Source organism: Brachybacterium sp. (assembly GCF_052095815.1).
Taxonomy (GTDB): domain Bacteria; phylum Actinomycetota; class Actinomycetes; order Actinomycetales; family Dermabacteraceae; genus Brachybacterium.
In genome coordinates this window covers 100,204-118,131 of the sequence record NZ_JBQDLF010000009.1, presented here as the reverse complement: position 1 = coordinate 118,131, position 17,928 = coordinate 100,204, and the positions used below count along the sequence as shown (strand labels likewise).

Annotated in this window: 16 protein-coding genes; 9 read left to right on the top strand and 7 right to left on the bottom strand. The window is 70.4% G+C overall.

What is annotated here, in order from left to right:
* Positions 1-65: 65 nt before the first annotated feature.
* From ACTH43_RS06030 to ACTH43_RS06020, 3 genes are read right to left on the bottom strand one after another with little or no spacing between them, the layout of a single operon-like run.
* Entirely contained in the window at positions 66-1,352 is a 1,287-nt protein-coding gene (locus ACTH43_RS06030; protein ID WP_441444022.1) for a galactokinase family protein, read from the bottom strand.
* A complete protein-coding gene (locus ACTH43_RS06025) occupies positions 1,349-2,188 on the bottom strand; it encodes a nucleotidyltransferase family protein (RefSeq protein ID WP_441444021.1) in 840 nt (279 codons plus the stop codon). Before ACTH43_RS06025 ends, ACTH43_RS06030 begins: the two co-directional genes overlap by 4 nt.
* A 33-nt stretch (positions 2,189-2,221) precedes the next feature.
* Entirely contained in the window at positions 2,222-3,454 is a 1,233-nt protein-coding gene (locus tag ACTH43_RS06020; protein WP_441444020.1) for an NAD(P)/FAD-dependent oxidoreductase, read from the bottom strand.
* 159 nt (positions 3,455-3,613) lie between these two features.
* On the opposite strand from ACTH43_RS06020, the gene ACTH43_RS06015 reads away from it, so the two are divergent.
* The 6 genes from ACTH43_RS06015 to ACTH43_RS05990 all read left to right on the top strand — a co-directional run bounded on the left by ACTH43_RS06015 (position 3,614) and on the right by ACTH43_RS05990 (position 9,282).
* Positions 3,614-4,027, top strand: a complete 414-nt coding sequence (locus ACTH43_RS06015) for a DUF2695 domain-containing protein (protein ID WP_441444019.1) — start codon at positions 3,614-3,616, stop codon at positions 4,025-4,027.
* 93 nt (positions 4,028-4,120) lie between these two features.
* A complete protein-coding gene (locus tag ACTH43_RS06010) occupies positions 4,121-5,623 on the top strand; it encodes a glutamate--cysteine ligase (protein WP_441444018.1) in 1,503 nt (500 codons plus the stop codon).
* A 17-nt stretch (positions 5,624-5,640) separates the two neighbouring features.
* Complete coding sequence (locus ACTH43_RS06005) at positions 5,641-6,531, top strand: WXG100 family type VII secretion target (RefSeq protein WP_441444017.1); 891 nt, start codon at positions 5,641-5,643, stop codon at positions 6,529-6,531.
* A 54-nt stretch (positions 6,532-6,585) separates the two neighbouring features.
* A complete protein-coding gene (locus tag ACTH43_RS06000) occupies positions 6,586-7,461 on the top strand; it encodes a hypothetical protein (RefSeq protein WP_441444016.1) in 876 nt (291 codons plus the stop codon).
* A 35-nt stretch (positions 7,462-7,496) separates the two neighbouring features.
* Positions 7,497-8,165: a hypothetical protein gene (locus tag ACTH43_RS05995; RefSeq protein ID WP_441444015.1), complete on the top strand. Its 669-nt coding sequence runs from the start codon at positions 7,497-7,499 to the stop codon at positions 8,163-8,165.
* Between the two features lie 112 nt (positions 8,166-8,277).
* Positions 8,278-9,282 (top strand): bile acid:sodium symporter family protein, encoded by a 1,005-nt coding sequence (locus ACTH43_RS05990; RefSeq protein WP_441444014.1) that lies wholly within the window; start codon positions 8,278-8,280, stop codon positions 9,280-9,282.
* 186 nt (positions 9,283-9,468) lie between these two features.
* On the opposite strand, the gene ACTH43_RS05985 is transcribed toward ACTH43_RS05990, so the two are convergent.
* Positions 9,469-11,271 carry a BCCT family transporter gene (locus ACTH43_RS05985; RefSeq protein WP_441444013.1) on the bottom strand — a complete coding sequence of 601 codons (1,803 nt, stop codon included), beginning with the start codon at positions 11,269-11,271 and terminating at the stop codon, positions 9,469-9,471.
* Positions 11,272-11,483: 212 nt separating this feature from the next.
* On the opposite strand from ACTH43_RS05985, the gene ACTH43_RS05980 reads away from it, so the two are divergent.
* Positions 11,484-12,149: a DUF4352 domain-containing protein gene (locus tag ACTH43_RS05980; protein WP_441444012.1), complete on the top strand. Its 666-nt coding sequence runs from the start codon at positions 11,484-11,486 to the stop codon at positions 12,147-12,149.
* Positions 12,150-12,489: 340 nt separating this feature from the next.
* Here ACTH43_RS05980 and ACTH43_RS05975 read toward each other — a convergent pair whose 3' ends face one another.
* A complete protein-coding gene (locus ACTH43_RS05975) occupies positions 12,490-12,987 on the bottom strand; it encodes a DUF2306 domain-containing protein (protein ID WP_441444011.1) in 498 nt (165 codons plus the stop codon).
* Positions 12,988-13,090: 103 nt separating this feature from the next.
* Here ACTH43_RS05975 and ACTH43_RS05970 point away from each other — a divergent pair, with 103 nt between their 5' ends.
* The gene (locus tag ACTH43_RS05970; protein ID WP_441444010.1) at positions 13,091-13,747 is read left to right on the top strand and encodes a MerR family transcriptional regulator; all 657 of its coding nucleotides are present in this window, start codon (positions 13,091-13,093) and stop codon (positions 13,745-13,747) included.
* 7 nt (positions 13,748-13,754) lie between these two features.
* Here the strand turns inward: ACTH43_RS05970 and ACTH43_RS05965 are convergent, their stop codons facing one another.
* A complete protein-coding gene (locus tag ACTH43_RS05965) occupies positions 13,755-14,558 on the bottom strand; it encodes a hypothetical protein (protein ID WP_441444009.1) in 804 nt (267 codons plus the stop codon).
* 73 nt (positions 14,559-14,631) lie between these two features.
* On the opposite strand from ACTH43_RS05965, the gene ACTH43_RS05960 reads away from it, so the two are divergent.
* Positions 14,632-15,201, top strand: a complete 570-nt coding sequence (locus ACTH43_RS05960) for a hypothetical protein (protein WP_441444008.1) — start codon at positions 14,632-14,634, stop codon at positions 15,199-15,201.
* Between the two features lie 28 nt (positions 15,202-15,229).
* On the opposite strand, the gene ACTH43_RS05955 is transcribed toward ACTH43_RS05960, so the two are convergent.
* Positions 15,230-17,785 carry a lamin tail domain-containing protein gene (locus ACTH43_RS05955; RefSeq protein ID WP_441444007.1) on the bottom strand — a complete coding sequence of 852 codons (2,556 nt, stop codon included), beginning with the start codon at positions 17,783-17,785 and terminating at the stop codon, positions 15,230-15,232.
* Positions 17,786-17,928: the final 143 nt, after the last annotated feature.

The following is a 17,928-nucleotide window of genomic DNA, read 5'->3' as shown; positions in this document are numbered from 1 at the left end:
GCCTGGGCTCCTACCGCTCGTCCCTCGCAGCACGTCGCCCAGGCAGGACCAGATCGCCTGGGCTCCTACCGCTCGTCCCTCGCAGCACGTCGCCCAGGCAGGACAGGAAGGCGTCGGGCCGCGCCGCCGGGGCGGGTGACCGACGCGGTGGCGCCCTGGCGCTCCGGGTGCGCGGCCCGGTAGGCCTCCAGCCAGCGCTGCCCGAACTCCTCGGCGCCGTCCGTCGGCACCAGCGCCCAGACACTGCCCCCGAACCCTGCTCCGAAGGCGCTCGCTGCATGGGCGCCCAGCTCGCGGGCGAGTCGCTGCAGCGCGATCGTCTCGGGCACCTGGTTGCGCAGGCCCTGCTCAGCACCGGACTGGGACTCGTCGACCAGGCGGCCGAACTCCTCGAGGTCCCCCTCCTCGAGGGCGACCGCGGCGGCGGGGATCAGTCTCTCCGACTCGGTGAGGAACTGGCTCAGGCGGCCTCGAAGGTACTCGTCCTCCGCGGTGAGCTCTCGCAGCCGGGCCACCGCCGCGGGACCGCTCGCGACTGCTTCAGCGAGGGTGCGATCTTCGCGCCCGGAGTCCTCGCGCCAGCGGCGCAGCGTCTCGGTGACGGCGAGGGAGACGCGGTTGTAGGCGCCGAGCGCGGCGCCGGTCTTCGCCGCCTCGACCCCGCTGACGGCGACCACGAAGGCAAGCTCGGGGCCGAACGCGATGGTGCGCTCGTGCCGCACCGGGCAGAAGGAGTACTGCACCAGGGCGTCCTGGACCCCGCAGAGCATGGCGGTGTGGTCCTCGCTGCCACCGAAGGTCCCGACCCCGCGGTAGCCCTCGAGAGCGCCGAAGCTCTGACCGTTCTCGACGGTGCCGAGGTACTCGCCGAGCTGCTCCGGGGTCGTGATCTCGGCGGTGAACGCTTCGTCGTCGGCGATGTCGGCCAGGTCGATCAGCGTCAGGGCGAGCCCGACCACGAGCGCTGAGGAGCTGGACATCCCGGCCGCGAGCGGGAGGGTCGAGCTGATCGTGATGTCCGCGCCGCGCAGACGGCCCGGGAAGTTCGCATCGAGCCGGTCGGCCACGGTGCGGACATAGCCGCCCCAGTGACCGTCGGCTCCGGCGGGGCGTGCCTCGCGGTGGTCGAGGTCGACGGTGACGGTGCTGCCCACCACCTCCGAGTGCACGGTCAGCACCCGATCCGGGCGGGCCGTGGCGGTGATGGTGTGGCCGGCGTCGACGGCGGCGAGCAGTGAGCGTCCCCCCGCGTAGTCGGTGTGCTTGCCGAGCACCTCGATGCGGCCGGGCACGAACCAGGAGACGGAATCCCCCTCGATCCCGGCGGCGAGCTGTGCAAGCACATCGCTCACAGCGCCACCTCGATCCCGGCGAGCGCCGCCTGGACTGCGGCGACGTCGCCGCGGGAGGACATGTCCAGCACACCCACCGCAGCGGGGACCACCGTGAACGCCTCTCCCTCCTCCAGCAGCAGGCGGACGGCGTCGATGATCTCGAGCTCCCCGCGCACCGACGGCTCGATGCGCTCGCAGGCATCGAAGATGGCGGGCGTGAACAGCCAGGCGTTCATCGAGACCGGGGCGTCCTCACCGTAGGCGGCGAGGGTCTCGTCATCGGGCTTCTCGACGATGTCGCGCAGGTGGCCCTCAGCATCGGCTGCAATCAGCGCGAAGGCTCGGATGCGATCGGCGGGGATGTTCGAGCTCCGGACCAGGGCGGCACGGTCGAAGCCGACCAGTGCGCTGCCGGGAGCTGCGGCGAGAGCGGCGAGCGCTTCGCGCGGGTAGTAGTTGTCGGAGTTCAGCACGATCACGCGCTGGTCTCCGGCGAAGTCGCGGGCGGCGGCGACGGCGTCGGCGGTGCCGCGAGGCTCGGCCTGGATCGCGGTGGTCACGCTCACCCGGCCGCCGCTGATGCGGGCGGCGTACTCGCGCAGCATGTCGTGCTCCGGGCCGATGACCAGGCACAGCTCCGTGACGCCGGCGTCGGCGAGGACGGAGATGACGTAGTCGAGGAAGGGGCGACCCACGTCGATCAGGGCCTTCACCCCGCTGGCGGCCACCTGGGCCTGCTGCTCATCGAGCTGTGCGGTGTCGTCCGCTCGGCGCATGCGGGTGCCGAGCCCGCGTGCGAGGATCACGGCCCGGGTGGGGGCATCTGCGGGGATTTCCTGGTTCTGATCAGCCACGCAGGAAGTGTACGGGGGGACTGCGCCGAGTTCTCAGCCGCCCGGGATGATCTGCTCCTCGAGCGAGTCCGCGGGGAGCTGGCCCTCCTGTGAGGCGGCGATGACGTCGCTGGCTCGGGGCACCGAGTCCCAGGTGTTCCACAGCAGCACGCCCTCGACCGCGCCGTCCTCGAGGTAGTACACGACCGCGGCGCTGCGCTCCGCATTCCACACCTCGCGCATCTCCAGCTCGGCGTCGAGTCGTCCCACCGCCTCGTACCCGTCGTCGAAGAGGTCGGAGAAGAACAGCGGCGTATAGGAGTACTCCTCCGGCGCCAGCGAGTCGTCCAGCAGGGCGCGCGCCATATTCCTGCCGGCGACGGTGCCGGAGGCCTCGGCATGGTCGACGTGCTCGACGTGTCGCAGCCCCAGCAGCGGGTCGTCGAACAGAGCGATGTCGCCGGCGGCGTACACATCCTGCTTGCTGGTGCGCAGCTGAGGGTCGACCACCACCGCCCCCTGCTCGAGGTCGATGTCCGCATGTGATGCGAGGGTGGTGTTCAGTGACGCGCCCAGGCCCAGCACGACGACATCTGCATCGAGGCTGCGACCGTCCTCCGCACGCAGCACGAGCTTCTCACCGGCATCGACTCCGGCCAGGCGGAATCCGGGCACCATGGTGATCCCGTGCGCGGTGAAGGTCTGCTGGACATGGTCGGAGATCGAGGCGGGGAACAGATGCTCCAGGAGCCGCTCTCCGGAATGGGCGAGGGTCACCGCAGCACCGGTGCGGGTCAGCGCCGCGGCGACCTCGGAGCCGATATACCCGCCACCGACCACCACGACGCGGGCACCGTCCACCGCGAGCCGGCGCAGATGCCGGTAATCCCCGACGGTGCGCAGGTAGGCGACCCGGTCATCGCGAAGCCCCGGGAGCCGACGGGGCGAGGCCCCGGTGGCCAGCAGCACCTTCCCGAAATGGGTGCGGTTCCCGCGGGCGGTGACCACGCTGTGGGAGGCGGGCAGGAGCTCGGTGACCAGGGTGCCGGTGAACAGCTCGGCGCCGGTCTCCTCCGCGGTGTGCAATTCCTGGCTGCGAGGATCGGGGTCCTCGCCATGCCAGAGGGCCTTCGACAGGGCCGGGCGGTAGACGGGAGCGTGGGGATCCGCAGAGAGGATCGCGATGGTGGCGTCGGGGTCCGCCTCACGGATCGCCCGGGCCGCTCGGTCCGCGGCGATGCCGCCTCCGATGATCACGTGGTCGTAGCGGTGCTTGAGGTCCGACATCGCAGGCTCCTTCGCCGAACGGATGGGTGCTGCCACGATATTCCGCAGCGGTCACTTCAGCAACGTCTCCGGCCCCGGCCTCTCCTCCACAACGCCTGGTCATCCACATCCCGAACCCGGACGCGGCGCTGCGGACGGCTGCGATGGTGCACTGCCGTCATGACCGATACACCGCTGACGGCGGCCGAGGAGATGCTGCGGGATCTCTCGGCTCAGCTGACCGACCCCGTCCCGCCCGAGTGCCTGCTGTGCTACGTGTTCCGCATGCTCGAGCACGGCTGTCGCGGGCTGCGCTGGGCCCGCCGCTACCGAGACCTGCGGGCGCCGCAGGCGACCGCTCTGGTGCGGCGCCTGCGCCAGGTGGGCGCCGGCTGCGACTGCGAGATCTTCTGGAACGGGTACGTCCTGCACGATGAGCATCTGGTGCGCACGATCCAGCGTGACCAGGACGGCCGTGCCCATCCCGGCGAGCTCGAGTACCCCGAGCTGATGCCGGCCTGCCAGGGTGCCCGGACGGGATCGACCCGGCCCTGCGCGCTCTGGAGACGGCAGGGCCGGTACCGGCCCTGGTGAGGTGAGACGATCACAATAGCCATCTGCATACGTGCCCGCGGTGCGGACGTGCTTGGATGAGCGCCATCATCCCGCCACCAACTGGAGGTCACCATGGGACGCGAGATCGGCAGCACCGAGTACACCCGTTCCCAGCGCACGCGCTACCGCCGGGAGCTGCGTCGGAACCTCGACCTCTTCGAGACCTTCCTGGACACGGCCGAGTTCGTGGACGAGGGAACCGTCGGGGTCGAGCTCGAGATGAACCTCGCCCAGACGGACACCATGGCTCCAGCCCTGATCTCCGATCTGCTGCTCGAGGATCTGGACGACGAGGACTACGTCCACGAGATCGGCCGCTACAACCTCGAGGCGAACCTGCCTGTCTCCCGCCCGCAGGGTGAGGGGCTGCGCGCCCTCGAACGCGAACTGACCGAGAAGATCGACCGCGCAGATGCCGCCGCCCAGGCCCGTGGCGCACGGGTGATCCCCATCGGGCACCTGCCCACCATCACCGAGGAGCTCTTCTCGGGCGACGAATGGCGCGCCCCGGGCGCCCGCTACGAGGCGCTCGAGAAGAGCGTCCTCGAAGCGCGCGGGGAAGAGATCTACCTGAGCATCGAGGGCGAGGGGAAGGGCAAGGGCCTGGACGCGACGTTCGACTCGATCGCGCCCGAATCCGCCTGCACCTCGATGCAGCTGCACCTGCAGGTCCCTCCGGAGCAGTTCGCCGCCGCCTGGAACGCCGCTCAGGCGATCGCCGGACCACAGGTGGCGCTCGCCGCGAACTCGCCCTTCCTGCTGGGCAGGCGGCTGTGGCACGAGACGCGCATCCCCACCTTCGTGCAGGCTCTGGACACCCGCCCGCCCGAGCTCGCCACCCAGGGCGTACACCCGCGGGTGTGGTTCGGCGAGCGCTGGATCACCTCGATGTTCGACCTCTTCGAGGAGAACGTGCGGCTGTTCCCGGCGCTGATCCCCGAGTCGCGGGAGATGGCTGAGGAACCCCTGCTCACCGAGGGCTCCTCACCGCGGCTGCATGAGCTCATGCTCCACAACGGCACCGTCTGGCGCTGGAACCGGCCGATCTACGACCCCGGCGTCGACCTCCCGCACCTGCGGCTCGAGAACCGTCTGCTGCCGGCGGGGCCGACGCCCGCGGACATGGCCGCGAATGCCGCGTTCTTCTACGGCATCCTCCACTCGCTGGTCCATGAGCGACGGCCGCTGTGGTCCCGGATGAGCTTCGAGCAAGCCGCCGAGGCCTTCCAGCAGTGCGCCCGGTGGGGCCTCGAAGCCCGGGTGCGGTGGCCCAAGGTGGGGAGGGTGCGCGTGGCGGATCTGCTGCTCGAGCAGCTGATACCCCAGGCCATGGAGGGACTGCGGAACCTCGGTGCGGATGCGGACGTGGTCGAGCGCTATGACGGCATCCTCTCCGAGCGTGCCCGCACCGGCCGCAACGGCGCCCGCTGGCAGATCGACACCGTCACCTCGCTCGAGCTGCGCGGTGCGACACGATCCGAGGCTCTGGCGGAGATGACCCGTCTCTACCGGTCCGCGGTGGACACCGGCGAGCCGGTGCACGCCTGGCCGGTCCCGGCCCGCCAGCGCGGCTGAACCCGGCTCGTCCCGCCGTGGCGACCGATGGGGAGCTCTCCCCATCGCGCCGTCCGCTCGGCGCGCTTACCGTTGCGAACCAGCAGTGGGCGCACCAGGCGCACGCAGGGTTCATCAGGGGGATATACGGACATGGGCGAGTTCTGGGGGCGGACACCGAGCAGCTGCAGGACCTCTACCGCGATTTCGAGCGGGGCTCGGACTCGATGGAGGACGAGTTCAAGCGCGTCGGCAACAGCATGTTCGCCTTCAACCGTCCGTCCTGGGAGGGGCCTGACGCCGATGCGTTCTACGCGGAGTGGGAGCGCATCTCGAACGAGGCGCGCGATCTCTACACCGCCATCGAGGAGATGGGACGCCAGCTGCGCGACGAGGCGCAGGAACAGGACGACGTCTCGGAACCCGAGGACGGCCTCTGGGAGACCCTCAAGGACCTCGGCGGCACGCTTCTGGCCGGCTGGGGGATCCTCACGGACACCGCCCAGGCGATCTGGGACGGGCTCAAGGAGGGCAGGATCGACTGGCCCGCCTTCCGAGAGGGTGGGAGCCGCTTGAAGAACTGGTGGAACGGCGCCGAGTTCGACAAGAAGCTCGGCCGGCTGCTCGAATCCAAGGGATTCAAGCGGATCTCGAAGCTCATCCCGATCGTCGACATCCCCCTCACGATCGACGGGATCATCAACGCCGACGATCCGGTCGAGGCCATCTTGGGCGTCGCCGGACTGGTGGGGTACATCCCCCACCCCGTCACCATCGGCATCGGACTGGTCGCCGACGTCATCTCGATCGCCGACTGGGCAGGCGAGGAGTTCTTCGACTTCGACCTGAGCCGCGAGGTCGGCGACTGGTTCTCCGACACGATGAACGACGGCTTCGACACCAAGCGCTGGAACCCCCTGCTCGTCTGACGAACCCCACCCTCCCGTTCCCACCACCGTTCCCACCCCGACCCCGAGGCAGAGATGACCACGCCGCACACCACCACCGATCACGACACCCTTCACACCCGCCGCTCCCTGAGCGCCGCGGCCTCCGTCCTGCGAGACGGCACGCGCGAGCGCGTCGAGCTCGGATCCTTTCTGGACGAGGAGCTCGCTGTCCTCCTGCAGGAGACCGGGCTCCCCGACTCCGAGGTGTGGATGCCCTGGGCGGAGCAGCATCCCGGCGGGGTCGAGGCCGGTGCCGCGAGCGTGCGACGGATCCTGATGCGTCGCCACCAGCTGGTCCCCGAGGCGGTCGCCGCCGAGCTCGAGGAACGTGAGCCCGAGATCGCCGATGAGGCACTGGTCGCAGATCCCACGACCGCCGGGACGCTCGTCCTGCGCCGCAGCGCCGTCGCGGTGACGACCGCGCTGCGCACGATCTACGTCGAGGACGCACCCCGGGAGCTGCGCTGCTACTTCTACCATCAGAGCGTCGGGGTAACCCTCGAGGAGACGGTGACCGCCGAGGGTCTCCACTCCTTCGCCGTCCTGCCCACGCCTGCAGTCGGCGAACGCCTCGTGCGGGTCGTGGACCCCCGAGGCGTCGCCTCCACAGACTCGGAGATGCGGGAGGTCTCCGCGGGAGCGCCGCCCGAGGAGTGGGGCGCGGGAATCGCCGAGGGCACCCGCCATCTCACCCAGGTCGTCACCTCGACCCCCGACAGCGCGACGGCCCGCAGCGCCTCCTTCCACGCCACCGACGAGGCCGTGCACGTGGTCGTCGCCGACTCCGTCACCGCCACCCCGGATGACTCCGCCGTGCTCCGGATCGCGCAGGTCGGGCCCGAGTCGCTGCGGGATGCCCTGGGCCAGCTCATCACCGGCGAGCACGCCGCGGCGCCCGACCCCGCGTGACCTTCCCCGGCGCCCCGATGCCATACTCGGCTCCCATGGCACAGCAGACTTCTCTCGGCCCTCGGCTGCAGCGATATCGCACGCGGGTCCCGATCCTCGCGGCGATCGGCTGGCTGAGCGTCGGGCCCTTGATCATCCTGGTCACGCTCGTCGTGGCCGGGGTGTGGAGGCTGCCGGAGCTGCTGCTCGTCACCCTCATCGGCGTCATCATCACCGCGGCCATGGCGGCATATCTGCTGTGGAGCGGCTCTGCGCATCTGGATGTACATGCCGGCGGCGTGGTGGTGGGGCGGAGCATCCTCGCAGGCCGTCCCCGGGAGCTGCGGTTCACCGAGATCCACCCGGCGACCCTTCGCGTGCACACGGGGATCGACAGCCTCCAGCCGACATGGGACCGTCGCTTCCGTCGCCCCTCGAGCGCCCACCTCTTCCTGGGGCCGGGGGCTGACCACGCCGTCAGCTTCCTGGGCCCCGACCGCGACTCCGAGCTCTCCGGCACCGCACGGCCCCCGGTCCCAGGACGCGGGATCATCGTGTTCGCCTCCCCCGCAGCGGAAGAGATCGCCGATCAGCTGCGCGCCGGGCTCGAGCGGGCGGGATGTCCTCCCCCTCTGGCCCGGGAGTACCTGCGGCACGGAGTGCGGAAGCTGCCCGGCAACGGGCTCCGCGCGCGGCAGGAGATCCCCGGCATGGAGTATCGCTGACCGCGGTCGGGACCGCGGATCGGTGCCGCAGGCTCGAGTGACGTGATCCACACGCGGCAACTGGTGGTCCACATCATGGGACGCCATCTCATCGGGCGATACCATGCGGGGCATGAGCACTCCATCCCCCTCGACCACGGAGACGCGACCCCCCGCTGCGTCCACCGCCCGCACCTCAGAGGACCGCTCCGCGCGCATCGCGGTGACCGTCTTCCCCGCCCTGATCCTCGCTGCCGCGGCCTTCGGCTTCTTCGTGCCGAGCGTCGATCAGTCGCTGGCGCAGTTCACCAGCATCTACCTGGGCATCATCATGTTCGCCATGGGCCTCACCCTCACGGTGCCCGACTTCGCCCTGGTCGTGAAGCGACCGCTGCCGGTCCTCATCGGCGTCATCGCCCAGTACGTGATCATGCCGCTGATCGGACTCGGCATCGCCGTGCTGCTGCAGCTCCCGACGGAACTCGCCGTCGGCGTGATCCTGGTGGGCTCCGCCCCAGGTGGCACCAGCTCGAACGTCATCGCCTACCTGGCTAAAGCCGATACCGCCCTGTCGGTGACGATGACCTCCATCTCCACGCTGCTCGCCCCGCTGTTCACCCCGATGCTGACCCTGTGGCTCGCGGGCTCCTACCTGCCCGTGGATGCCGGAGCGATGGCGATGTCGATCGTGAAGATGGTGCTCATCCCGGTCATCGGCGGCCTCGTGATCCGGCTGATCGCCGGCACGCTGGTGGACAAGATCCTGCCCGCGCTGCCGTGGGTCAGCGTCGCCGGCATCTCGCTCGTGGTCATCGCCGTGGTCAGCGGCTCCACCGAGGCGATCGTCACCGCCGGCGGCATCGTGCTGCTCGCAGTGGTGCTGCACAACGGCGTGGGCTACCTGCTCGGCTACTGGGCCGCCCGCCTCCTCCGCCAGGGCGAACGCGCCGCCCGCACCACCTCCATCGAGGTCGGCATGCAGAACTCCGGCCTGGCCGCGACGCTCGCCGCGAGCGCCTTCAGCCCGACCGCCGCGCTGCCCGCCGCGATCTTCTCGATCTGGCACAACCTCTCCGGCGCCGTGCTCGCGATGTACTACCGCCGCAGCGCCGACAAGCATCAGGTCGATCCCTCCTGATTCGCGCCTCCGGCACGCAGAAGGGGCGACGCACCCCGCTCGCGGGGGGCGGCCCGTCTGCGTCGGGCGCGCCCGCCGGCCCACCCCCCTTCTGGCGCCCCCCCGGCCCGCTGCGGGGCCCCCCCCCCCCCGGGGGGGGCGCGCCCCCTTCTGCGTCGTGCTCTCCCGCCGCTCAGCGGAGCTCGGTCAGCGGGACTCGTCCCGCCCCTGCTCCGGAAGTTCTGCCCTCGCGCTGCCGGTGCGCGAGGGCAGGGTCCCGGTTCCCACCGCCGACGGATCGGCGCCGTCCTCGGCGGACTCCTCGTAGATGTCGCTCATCACCGGCACCTCCGAGGTGAAGGTCGGCTCCACGACGTAGTCGTCAGTGTCGTACTCCTCGTCCTCCTCGCGGCGCTCGTACTCCTCCGGCGGCAGCACCTGCGCCCATTCCCGGGTGCGGATCGGCGGCAGCTCCCCGGCGTCCTCGCGGAGGGCTCGCAGCAGGGCGTACATCTGGAACCAGCCCATGATGAAGAACGGCAGTCCCACCAGGATGATCGTCGACTGCAGAGCCTCCAGCCCGTCGGAGCCCGAGAACACCAGCAGCGCAGCGGTGACCAGCGCGATCGCCACGCCCCAGAAGATTCGCTGACCCAGCGGGTTGAAGTCCTCGTGACCGTTGGCCATCGAGTCCGTGACCAGCGCGGCGGAGTCCACCGAGGTGACGAAGAAGATGATCACCAGGATGATCGCGATCACCGAGATGACGAACGCGCCCGGGTAGTGGTCGAGGAAGGCGAACAATGCGCCGGGGATGTCCCCGTCCTCGACCACCCGCTCGACCAGCCCGCCCTCGCCGTTGAGCTCGATGTCGAAGCTCGCATAGCCGAAGACGCCGAACCAGATCACGGAGAAGGCCGAGGGCACGGCGAGCACCCCGGCGACGAACTGGCGGATGGTGCGGCCCTTCGAGATGCGGGCGATGAAGATGCCCACGAACGGCGACCAGGTGATGGTCCAGGCCCAGTAGAAGACGGTCCAGGTGTTCTGCCAACCAGTGTTCGCGAAGGTGTCGTTCCACAGCGCGAGCTCCGGCAGCGCCACCAGGTAGTTGCCGAAGGATTCGATGGTGCCCTTGAGGATGAACAGCGTGGCACCACCGGCGAACAGCACGAAGAGCAGCAGCAGCACGGCGACGACGATGTTGAAGTTCGAGAGCACCTTGATGCCCTTGTCCAGGCCCATCGACACTGAGATAAGTGCGAGACCGCAGACCACGCCGATGATGATGAGGTTCCAGCCGGCGCTCTCGGGGACTCCGAACAGCTGGTTCAGCCCGCCGTTGATCTGCAGCGTCCCCAGGCCCACCGAGACGGCGATGCCGAACACGGTGCCGATGATGGCGATGATGTCGATCGCCTTGCCGAGGGGTCCGTGGATACCCTCACCCAGCAGCGGCTGGAAGATCGAGCTCACGCGCGGCGGCAGGTTCCGCTTGTGGATGAAGTAGGCGAAGCACAGTGCCGGCAGGGTGAAGATCGTCCAGGTGTGCAGCGTGAAGTGGTAATAGGTGAAGTTCATGGCGTCGCGCGCGGCGGCCAGGGAACCGGCCTCGATGCCGAGCTCGGTGGCGCGCGGTGGCGCGCCGAAGTGGCTGACCGGCTCGGCGACACCCCAGAACATGAGGATCGAGCCGATGCCGGCGGCGAAGAGCATCGCGAACCAGGCTCCGCCGGAGTGCTCCGGCGGTTCGTCATCCGGCCCCAGCTTCACGCGGCCGAAGCGTCCCGCCGCGATGACGATCAGGAAGGCCAGGAACACGGTGACCCCGAGGATGTAGAACCAGCCCAGGTTCGTCAGCAGCCAGTCCGAGGCGGCGTTGGTCGCTCTGCCCATGGGCTCGGTGAAGGCGATCGTGCCGACCACGAAGGCGATGATGACCGCCGCCGAGCCGAAGAAGATCACGGGTGAAGTGCGCAGTCGCAGCGCATCATGCAGTCTGGTCAGCATGGCCAGTCTCCTCGTGGTGCGGAAGGCGTCTGGTGCGGTAGGGCGTCGTAGGGAGCGAACTCGACCGGACCGTTGCGCCGTGGCGAGGCAGTCCGGCTCTCCGACAGTACCGCAGAGGTCGGTCTGGTCCCGGGGGAGTTCTCCCCATCGCGCGCCGGTGGACCTGCCGATACCGTGGGCACCATCAATCGAGCGTCATCGTGGAGGAGACCATGAGCAACCCCTACGGCGTGCCGAGCGCACCTCCGCAGAAGAGCCGTACCGGCCTGTACGTGGGCGTCGCCTGCGGCTGTCTCCTGCTGGTGACGATCCTGGTGGTGGTCATCGGCGTCGGTCTCTGGCTGTTCTCCCGCGACGGCGGCGGCGAGGACCCCACCAGCGGTCCCAGCACCAGCCAGACCCCGTCCGAGGATCCGACCACGGACGATGATCCGACGGATGGCCCCACCAGCGATGATCCGACCGACGACCCGATCGAGACGCCCAGCGACGATCCCTCGGCAGATCCCACCTCGAGCGCGGGTTCCTCGTTCTCGATCCATGTCTCCGCACCCTCGGAGGGCGCCACGCTGGACACCCAGGACGAGACCCTGGAGACCGAGAACGGGAAGTTCATCGGCGTCGCCGTGACCATCACCAACAACGGCACCGAGGACATCGGCCTGGCGGGCGCGAACTTCCGCTTCTACGACGACGCGGGCACCGATCATCCGTTGCGCTACGCCTCGTTCTCGACCTCGGGGCCGCAGGTGGCTCCCGGCGAAGAGGCGACCGCGCTGCTGTACGCGGATGTGCCCGAGGACATGGTGCTCGAGAAGATCAGCTACACCGATGAGGTGGGCACGGGTGGCGAGGAGCTCAGCTTCCCCGTGGGCTGAGCGACCGACCGGTCTGGACCGGTCCCCGCGCAGGCCACGAGCACATCACGCATCGCCGGCCGTCGCACTCAGGGATTGACCAGCCTCACCCCAGTGGTTTTTCCGGAAGCCGGGGTCTACTGGTCTCAACGCGTCACCGGAGGACCTGCCGACTGAGGAGGAAGCAGGCTCCGACAATCCGGGGGCGCGGGGGAAAGGGATGGCCCCGGCTCGTGGGGACGAGCCGGGGCACTTTTCTGTCCCGGGACACTTTTCTGTCCTGAGACACATTTCCTGTCCGGGGATCGTGATGCGCCATCCGAGACCGCGATGCGCCGTCCGCGGAGATCTCCGGTCGGTCTCAGACGCCGGTGCTGCTGAGATCACCCTGCGCGCGCTGCGGATGCTGCCCGGCCGTCCGCACCACGCTGACGTGGACGAGGAGCACGAGGGCGCCGACCCCGAGAGCGGTGATCACCACGATCAACGGCTCGCTGCGCAGCAGCTGCGGGATCAGCCGCGCCGGGACCAGGGCGGCGAAGGCGAAGGCTGCGAGGGTCCCGAGATAGGAGCCGATCATGAAGCCGCGATGGACGCCCACGTTCCCGGCACGGATCCCGAGGATCGCCACGACCATGCACACCAGGGTCCAGATCGACAGCCCGTGCAACCACGAGAAGCCGTCGGGCGCGATCCAGAAGCTCGAGATGCACACCGTGAGGATCGCCGCCACCCAGGTGACCCCGACCAGCCGATGGGCGAGGTCTCGGCGGCGACGCAGGATCTGCAGCGGACCCAGCACCAGCACGTAGGTGGCCGCGAGGGCATGCAGGGTGATCACTGGCGTGAAGGCGTCCATGGGGTGCACGATAGTTCCGCTATCCCATGCCGCGCCATCAAGATAGTTGCTGGTCGGCACACTATCCACGGTCGCCACGACGCACAGACCCGGAGGTCCTGCGATGCTGTTGGCAGAGCTGTCCGAGGCCAGTGGGGTCTCCACCGCCTCGATCAAGTACTACCGGCGCGCGGGGCTGCTTCCCGCCGGGGAGCGGCTCACCGCGACCCGGCAGGACTACGGGCCCGCCCATCTCGAGCGCCTCGAGCTGATCCAGGTCCTGCGGGAGGTCGCAGGGGCCCCGATCACCCGCATCGCACAGCTCACCGCGATCCTGGACGACCCCGAGCAGACGCTGCTCAGCGCACTCGGCGCGGCCCAGCTGATCGTCCTGGGCCTGCCCGTCGAGGAACCGGACACCGCAGCGGAGGGCCACCTGGAGCACCCGTCGATCACCCCGCTGCTCTCGCACCTGGGCTGGCCGGATGCACATACCGCACCGCGGTGGGCGCTGGATGCGCTCCTGCGCTCGCTCGAGAGCTGGGGGATGCCGACGGATCTCGAGACGCTGCGCCGCTACGCCGAGCCGATGGCCGAGATCGCTCGGGCCGACATCGCCTCGATCCGGGATCAGTCCGGGCAGCCCGGCACGGAGGTCAGCGACGACGTGCAGGTGATGCGGGCGGTCGCCGGCGCGATCGCCTTCGACCGGATGATCCAGCTGCTGCGCGCCCTCGGGCACACGTCGTACAGCATCCTGCGTGCCCGAGGCTCAGGCTGAGCTGACGTCAGTGCCGCAGGTCGATCCCGAAGACGCGCCGGATCTGCGCGACCGCATGCCGGGTGAAGCGGCGGTCCGAGGGTGTCGAGGCGAAGGGCAGCACCAGCCCGGGATGCTGCGGATGGGTGACCCGGCCGTGCGTGGAGCCCGGGGTGACCACGAACCCCGCGCCCTCCATCCGGCGCAGCAGCTCGCGCCGAGAGGTGGGGTGGCGGGTCCCCTGCCCACCCCGGGTGCTCGGTCCGGCCGCTGCCTCGGCGATGTCCAGGGCGGGTTCGTACTCCGCTGGCCGCACGGACAGTGCATAGCGGGTCGAGAACAGGCCGATCACGGCGTTGTCCGCCCGGCGCACCTGCACCACCAGCTCCGCGCGGAGGAAGTGGTCGCTCGCGCCGGCGTCCGCGGTCCAGGCGTCCTCCGGATCGGCGACCGTCTGCACGATCTGCTCCGAGGGCAGCCCGGCCACCCCGACGGAGCGGATGTCCGCGTCGGTGATCCGCAGCGGCCGCGGCACGGGGCGCGGGTCCTCGGCGCTCAGCGTGTGCACGGCGCCCGGCGGCGCGCTCGGCACCGGGCGCGGGAGCTCGACGGTGCGGGCACGGCGCTGCGGCAGCTGGGCCGACGGGCTTCGTTCCCCGGCCGTGGCCCGTTCCCGATCTGAGCCCTGATCCGCTGCCGGCTCGCTCACCCGGTTCGTCTCGCTCCCGGGGGGCCGTCCGCTCGCACTCCAGTCCACCGGCCGCACTCGCCGCGCGGGATCGCTGATCCCGCGCAGGATCTTGGGGGTCGGTCGCGGTCGAGGTGTGCTCACCCCTGAGATGGTGGCATGCCGGAGCCGTCCGCTAGCGTTGCACTCGTCGACGTCGCCCTCCGTGAGGATCCGTGTGCCTGCTCGCTCCACCGTCATCCGTCCGTCCGCCGCCCGTCTCGCCGGGGCCCTGTTCGCGGTGACGCTGCTCGCCGCCGGCTGCGGGGAGAGCGCGCCGGGCCCGGAACAGCCGACTCCCGCCTCCGCGCCCTCCGCAGCCTCCGACGGCGGCGGCACCACCGATGCCGGGAGTGCCTCTGATGGCGGGAGTGCCTCTGATGGCGGGAGTGCCTCTGATGGCGGCGGGCAGACTGCGGCCGCAGTTCCCCCGGAGCCGTATCCGGTCACTCCCTCCCCTGAGGGCTTCGCCCCGCCGGCGGCCTGCTCGGGTGAGGGCGCCTACCTCGGGAAGGTCGGGAGCACGGCCACGCCTGAGCTGCCGGAGCGCGCCGGGGAGACGCTCACCATCGACGTGGTGGGCATCGAGGGCGAGGACGCCCAGCTGGCAGCCACCGTCGGTGAGGGCAGCCCGCGGGAGGTCGAGGCGGTCACCCTCGGGGAGAGCGTGACCATCGACCTGTGGACGATCTCCGTCACCAGCGTCTGCGGGGACACCCAGCAGGTCGAGTTCGACCTCATCGACTGAGCGCCCCCGCGCACCCTCCGCTCGGGGCTCAGGCCAGGCGGGAGCGACGGACCAGCCAGAACCCGCCAGCCACGAGACCCAGCGCCGTCGCAGCGATCGCCGCCGCGCTCACGCCGGTCCGGGCCAGCACTCCCGAGCGCGCCCCCTCGGAGCCCGCTTCGCCCTCGGCGCTGACGGAGACCTGAGCGCCACCCGGGGCCGCAGCCCCGGGACGGTCGCCCTCAGCCCCGGGAGATGCCGAGGGGTCGCCGCCATCGTTCGGCGTGGGTGCTGGCACAGGATCAGCATCCTGGCCACCCTCCTGGTCGCCCGCCTCGTCACCCGCGCCTGGTTCCGGGGCAGGACCGGGCTCCGGCGTCACCTCAGTCGCACGCTCGCATGCCGGGTCCAGCAGGCCGATCCCGCGCAGCGCGTGCCCGTCGGTATCCGCGTCATCGGCGAACCAGGCCCGGCGCACGCCGTCGGTGCAGACCTCGGTCGGCTCGAGAGCTACGCCCTCGTTCGCGAACTGGGCGGGCATGCCGTCGGCGCGGGCGAACACCGCGGAGGCGACCACTGGAGCCGCACCGAGCTGGTACTGCACGGAGACGCCGTCGAGGGCCTCGTCGGCGAAGGCCCACAGGGTGTTCGAGGCGGCGTCATGGTCCAGTGCCATCAGGCCGGGCAGCGGAGAAGGCAGGGTCGCCACCAGCACGGCGTCGCCCCCGGCCTGCAGGGCGAGGGCGTAGACGTCGCCGGTGTCCTCGAGGACCACGAAGGCGTAGGCCTCGGCGACCGGGACCTCGGCGCCCAGCTGCGCGAAGGCGCTCGCAGGCACCATCTCGATGCCCTCGAGGCCACCGTTCGCGGAGGTCGCCGGCAGCACGGAGGTGAGGTCCCACTCGGAGGCTGCGGTCAGCACGTCCCCCTCGGCGCTCGTGTCATAGGCGAGCACGGTGTTGCGGGAGGCACCCTTGGCGGCGTTGTCCCGCTCCACGGAGAGGTAGATCCGCCCGTCCGCGCCCACGGAGATGCCCTCTCCGTCGGGCTCTCCGGTGCCATCGGCGAAGAGCGTGTGCTTGCCGCCGGTGGGCCAGCCTTCCGACTGCTGCCAGGTGCCGTCAGGCGCCGGGACCAGGCGCGAGATCTGGCCGGCATCGTTGTTGACACCCCAGAGCACCGTGCTGCCGTCCTCGAGGATCTGCAGGTCCAGACCCGAGAGGTCCTCGCCCCACTCCCCCGCGTCGTCGAGGACGGTGACGTCCCCGTCGGTGGGCAGCGCCGTGGTGACCACGGGCTCGGCGGTGCCGCAGTCGTTCTCCTCGCCCGGGGTGGCGGTCCGGGAGGGGACGTGCTCGCCGTCGCACAGGGCGTTGGACTCGGTGACGTGCTCGGTCCAGGAGACCTGGCCGAGCAGCGTGCCGTCGGCGTCCTGCAGGCGCACCTGGTCCTCACCGCCGAGTCCGTAGCCGAGCTCGTCGCCGGTGATCAGCAGCAGCGCACCCGGCGCGAGCACGGTGCCGGCGGGCAGCGTGTGGACGTGCTCGTCGTCGGAGTCGAGGATCCGGTGGCCGCTCAGGTCCACGGGCTCGGAGCCGAGATTCTTCAGCTCCACGAAGTCATCACCGCTGGAGTTCGTCTCGTTGATGACCCCATCGCCGCAGGCGTTCGGAGCCCCAGGGGTCGCGACGTGGCTCCTGCCGAACTCGCCCTCGCCCCCGCCGCAGCGCTGCCAGGACGGGAAGGCGTGAGTGTCCTCCGGCCACTTCGTGCCGTCGACCAGGTAGCCGTTCGGGGCGAAGATCCGTGCCTGGTCACCCTTGCCGAGCCCGAACGGCATCCCCTGGAACAGGTAGCGCTCACCGGGGGCGAGCTCGGTGCCAGCGGGCACGACGGCGGGGACCTCGGCGGGGAGGTCCTTCTCGTCCAGCAGGTACCAGGCGGAGAGGTCGATCGTGCGGTCCGAGACGTTCATGATCTCGGCCCAGTCATCCCCCTCGGAGACGACCTCGGTCACGCGGATCGCCTCGGCGTCCGGGTGCTCCTCGGCGGCCGGCGGTGGGACGTACGGGCCGGAGTTCGCCGACCCCTTGGTGACCTCGGCGGAGGCGGTGACCTCGCCGTCGATCACGATGTAGCTGGTGGGCGCGTGCTCGGTCCAGGCGAGGGAATCGATCAGCGTGGTGCCGTCGGCGGCGAAGAGCCGGGCGATGTCAGCCTTGCCGAGCCCGAAGTCGAAGCCGCCAGGAACCGCATCCGCATGGTCCAGGACCAGGTGCTCGCCGGCGACGAGCACGGTGCCGGCGGGGATCGTCCAGTCGCGGGCATCGTCGTCGTCCTTGAGGAACCAGCCGGAGAGATCCACCGGCCCGGCACCGGTGTTCACCAGTTCGACCCAGTCCTCGCCGCCGTCGGGGTCATCAGACTCGACCTCGGAGATCTGCACGTCGGCCGGGGCGGCGAACGCGGGGGCCGACGGCGCGAGCACGACGGCGGAGACCAGTGGTGCGGACAACGCGAGAGCGCCGGTCAGCGCACCGAGACGGTGAAGCGTGGGACGCCGGACGGCGACGTCCGACGGCGAGGGGGCAGGGCTGGGGCGCACAGATACTCCTGGGTCATCACGAGGGGGCCTGCGCATCCCACCAGCGCGCGATGAACGGCGGCCGAGGCGCGCATGTCCGGGAGATGGCGCCAGGAGGGCGAGCCCGAGAGCCGCCAGGAGGGCGAGCCCGAGAGCAGAGCCGA

Coding starts and splice junctions, on each gene's coding strand:
- ACTH43_RS06020 (WP_441444020.1), bottom strand. CDS start 3,454: ATGTCGGACCTCAAGCACCGCTACGACCACGTGATCATCGGAGGCGGC.
- ACTH43_RS06015 (WP_441444019.1), top strand. CDS start 3,614: ATGACCGATACACCGCTGACGGCGGCCGAGGAGATGCTGCGGGATCTC.
- ACTH43_RS06010 (WP_441444018.1), top strand. CDS start 4,121: ATGGGACGCGAGATCGGCAGCACCGAGTACACCCGTTCCCAGCGCACG.
- ACTH43_RS06000 (WP_441444016.1), top strand. CDS start 6,586: ATGACCACGCCGCACACCACCACCGATCACGACACCCTTCACACCCGC.
- ACTH43_RS05995 (WP_441444015.1), top strand. CDS start 7,497: ATGGCACAGCAGACTTCTCTCGGCCCTCGGCTGCAGCGATATCGCACG.
- ACTH43_RS05990 (WP_441444014.1), top strand. CDS start 8,278: ATGAGCACTCCATCCCCCTCGACCACGGAGACGCGACCCCCCGCTGCG.
- ACTH43_RS05985 (WP_441444013.1), bottom strand. CDS start 11,271: ATGCTGACCAGACTGCATGATGCGCTGCGACTGCGCACTTCACCCGTG.
- ACTH43_RS05980 (WP_441444012.1), top strand. CDS start 11,484: ATGAGCAACCCCTACGGCGTGCCGAGCGCACCTCCGCAGAAGAGCCGT.
- ACTH43_RS05975 (WP_441444011.1), bottom strand. CDS start 12,987: ATGGACGCCTTCACGCCAGTGATCACCCTGCATGCCCTCGCGGCCACC.
- ACTH43_RS05970 (WP_441444010.1), top strand. CDS start 13,091: ATGCTGTTGGCAGAGCTGTCCGAGGCCAGTGGGGTCTCCACCGCCTCG.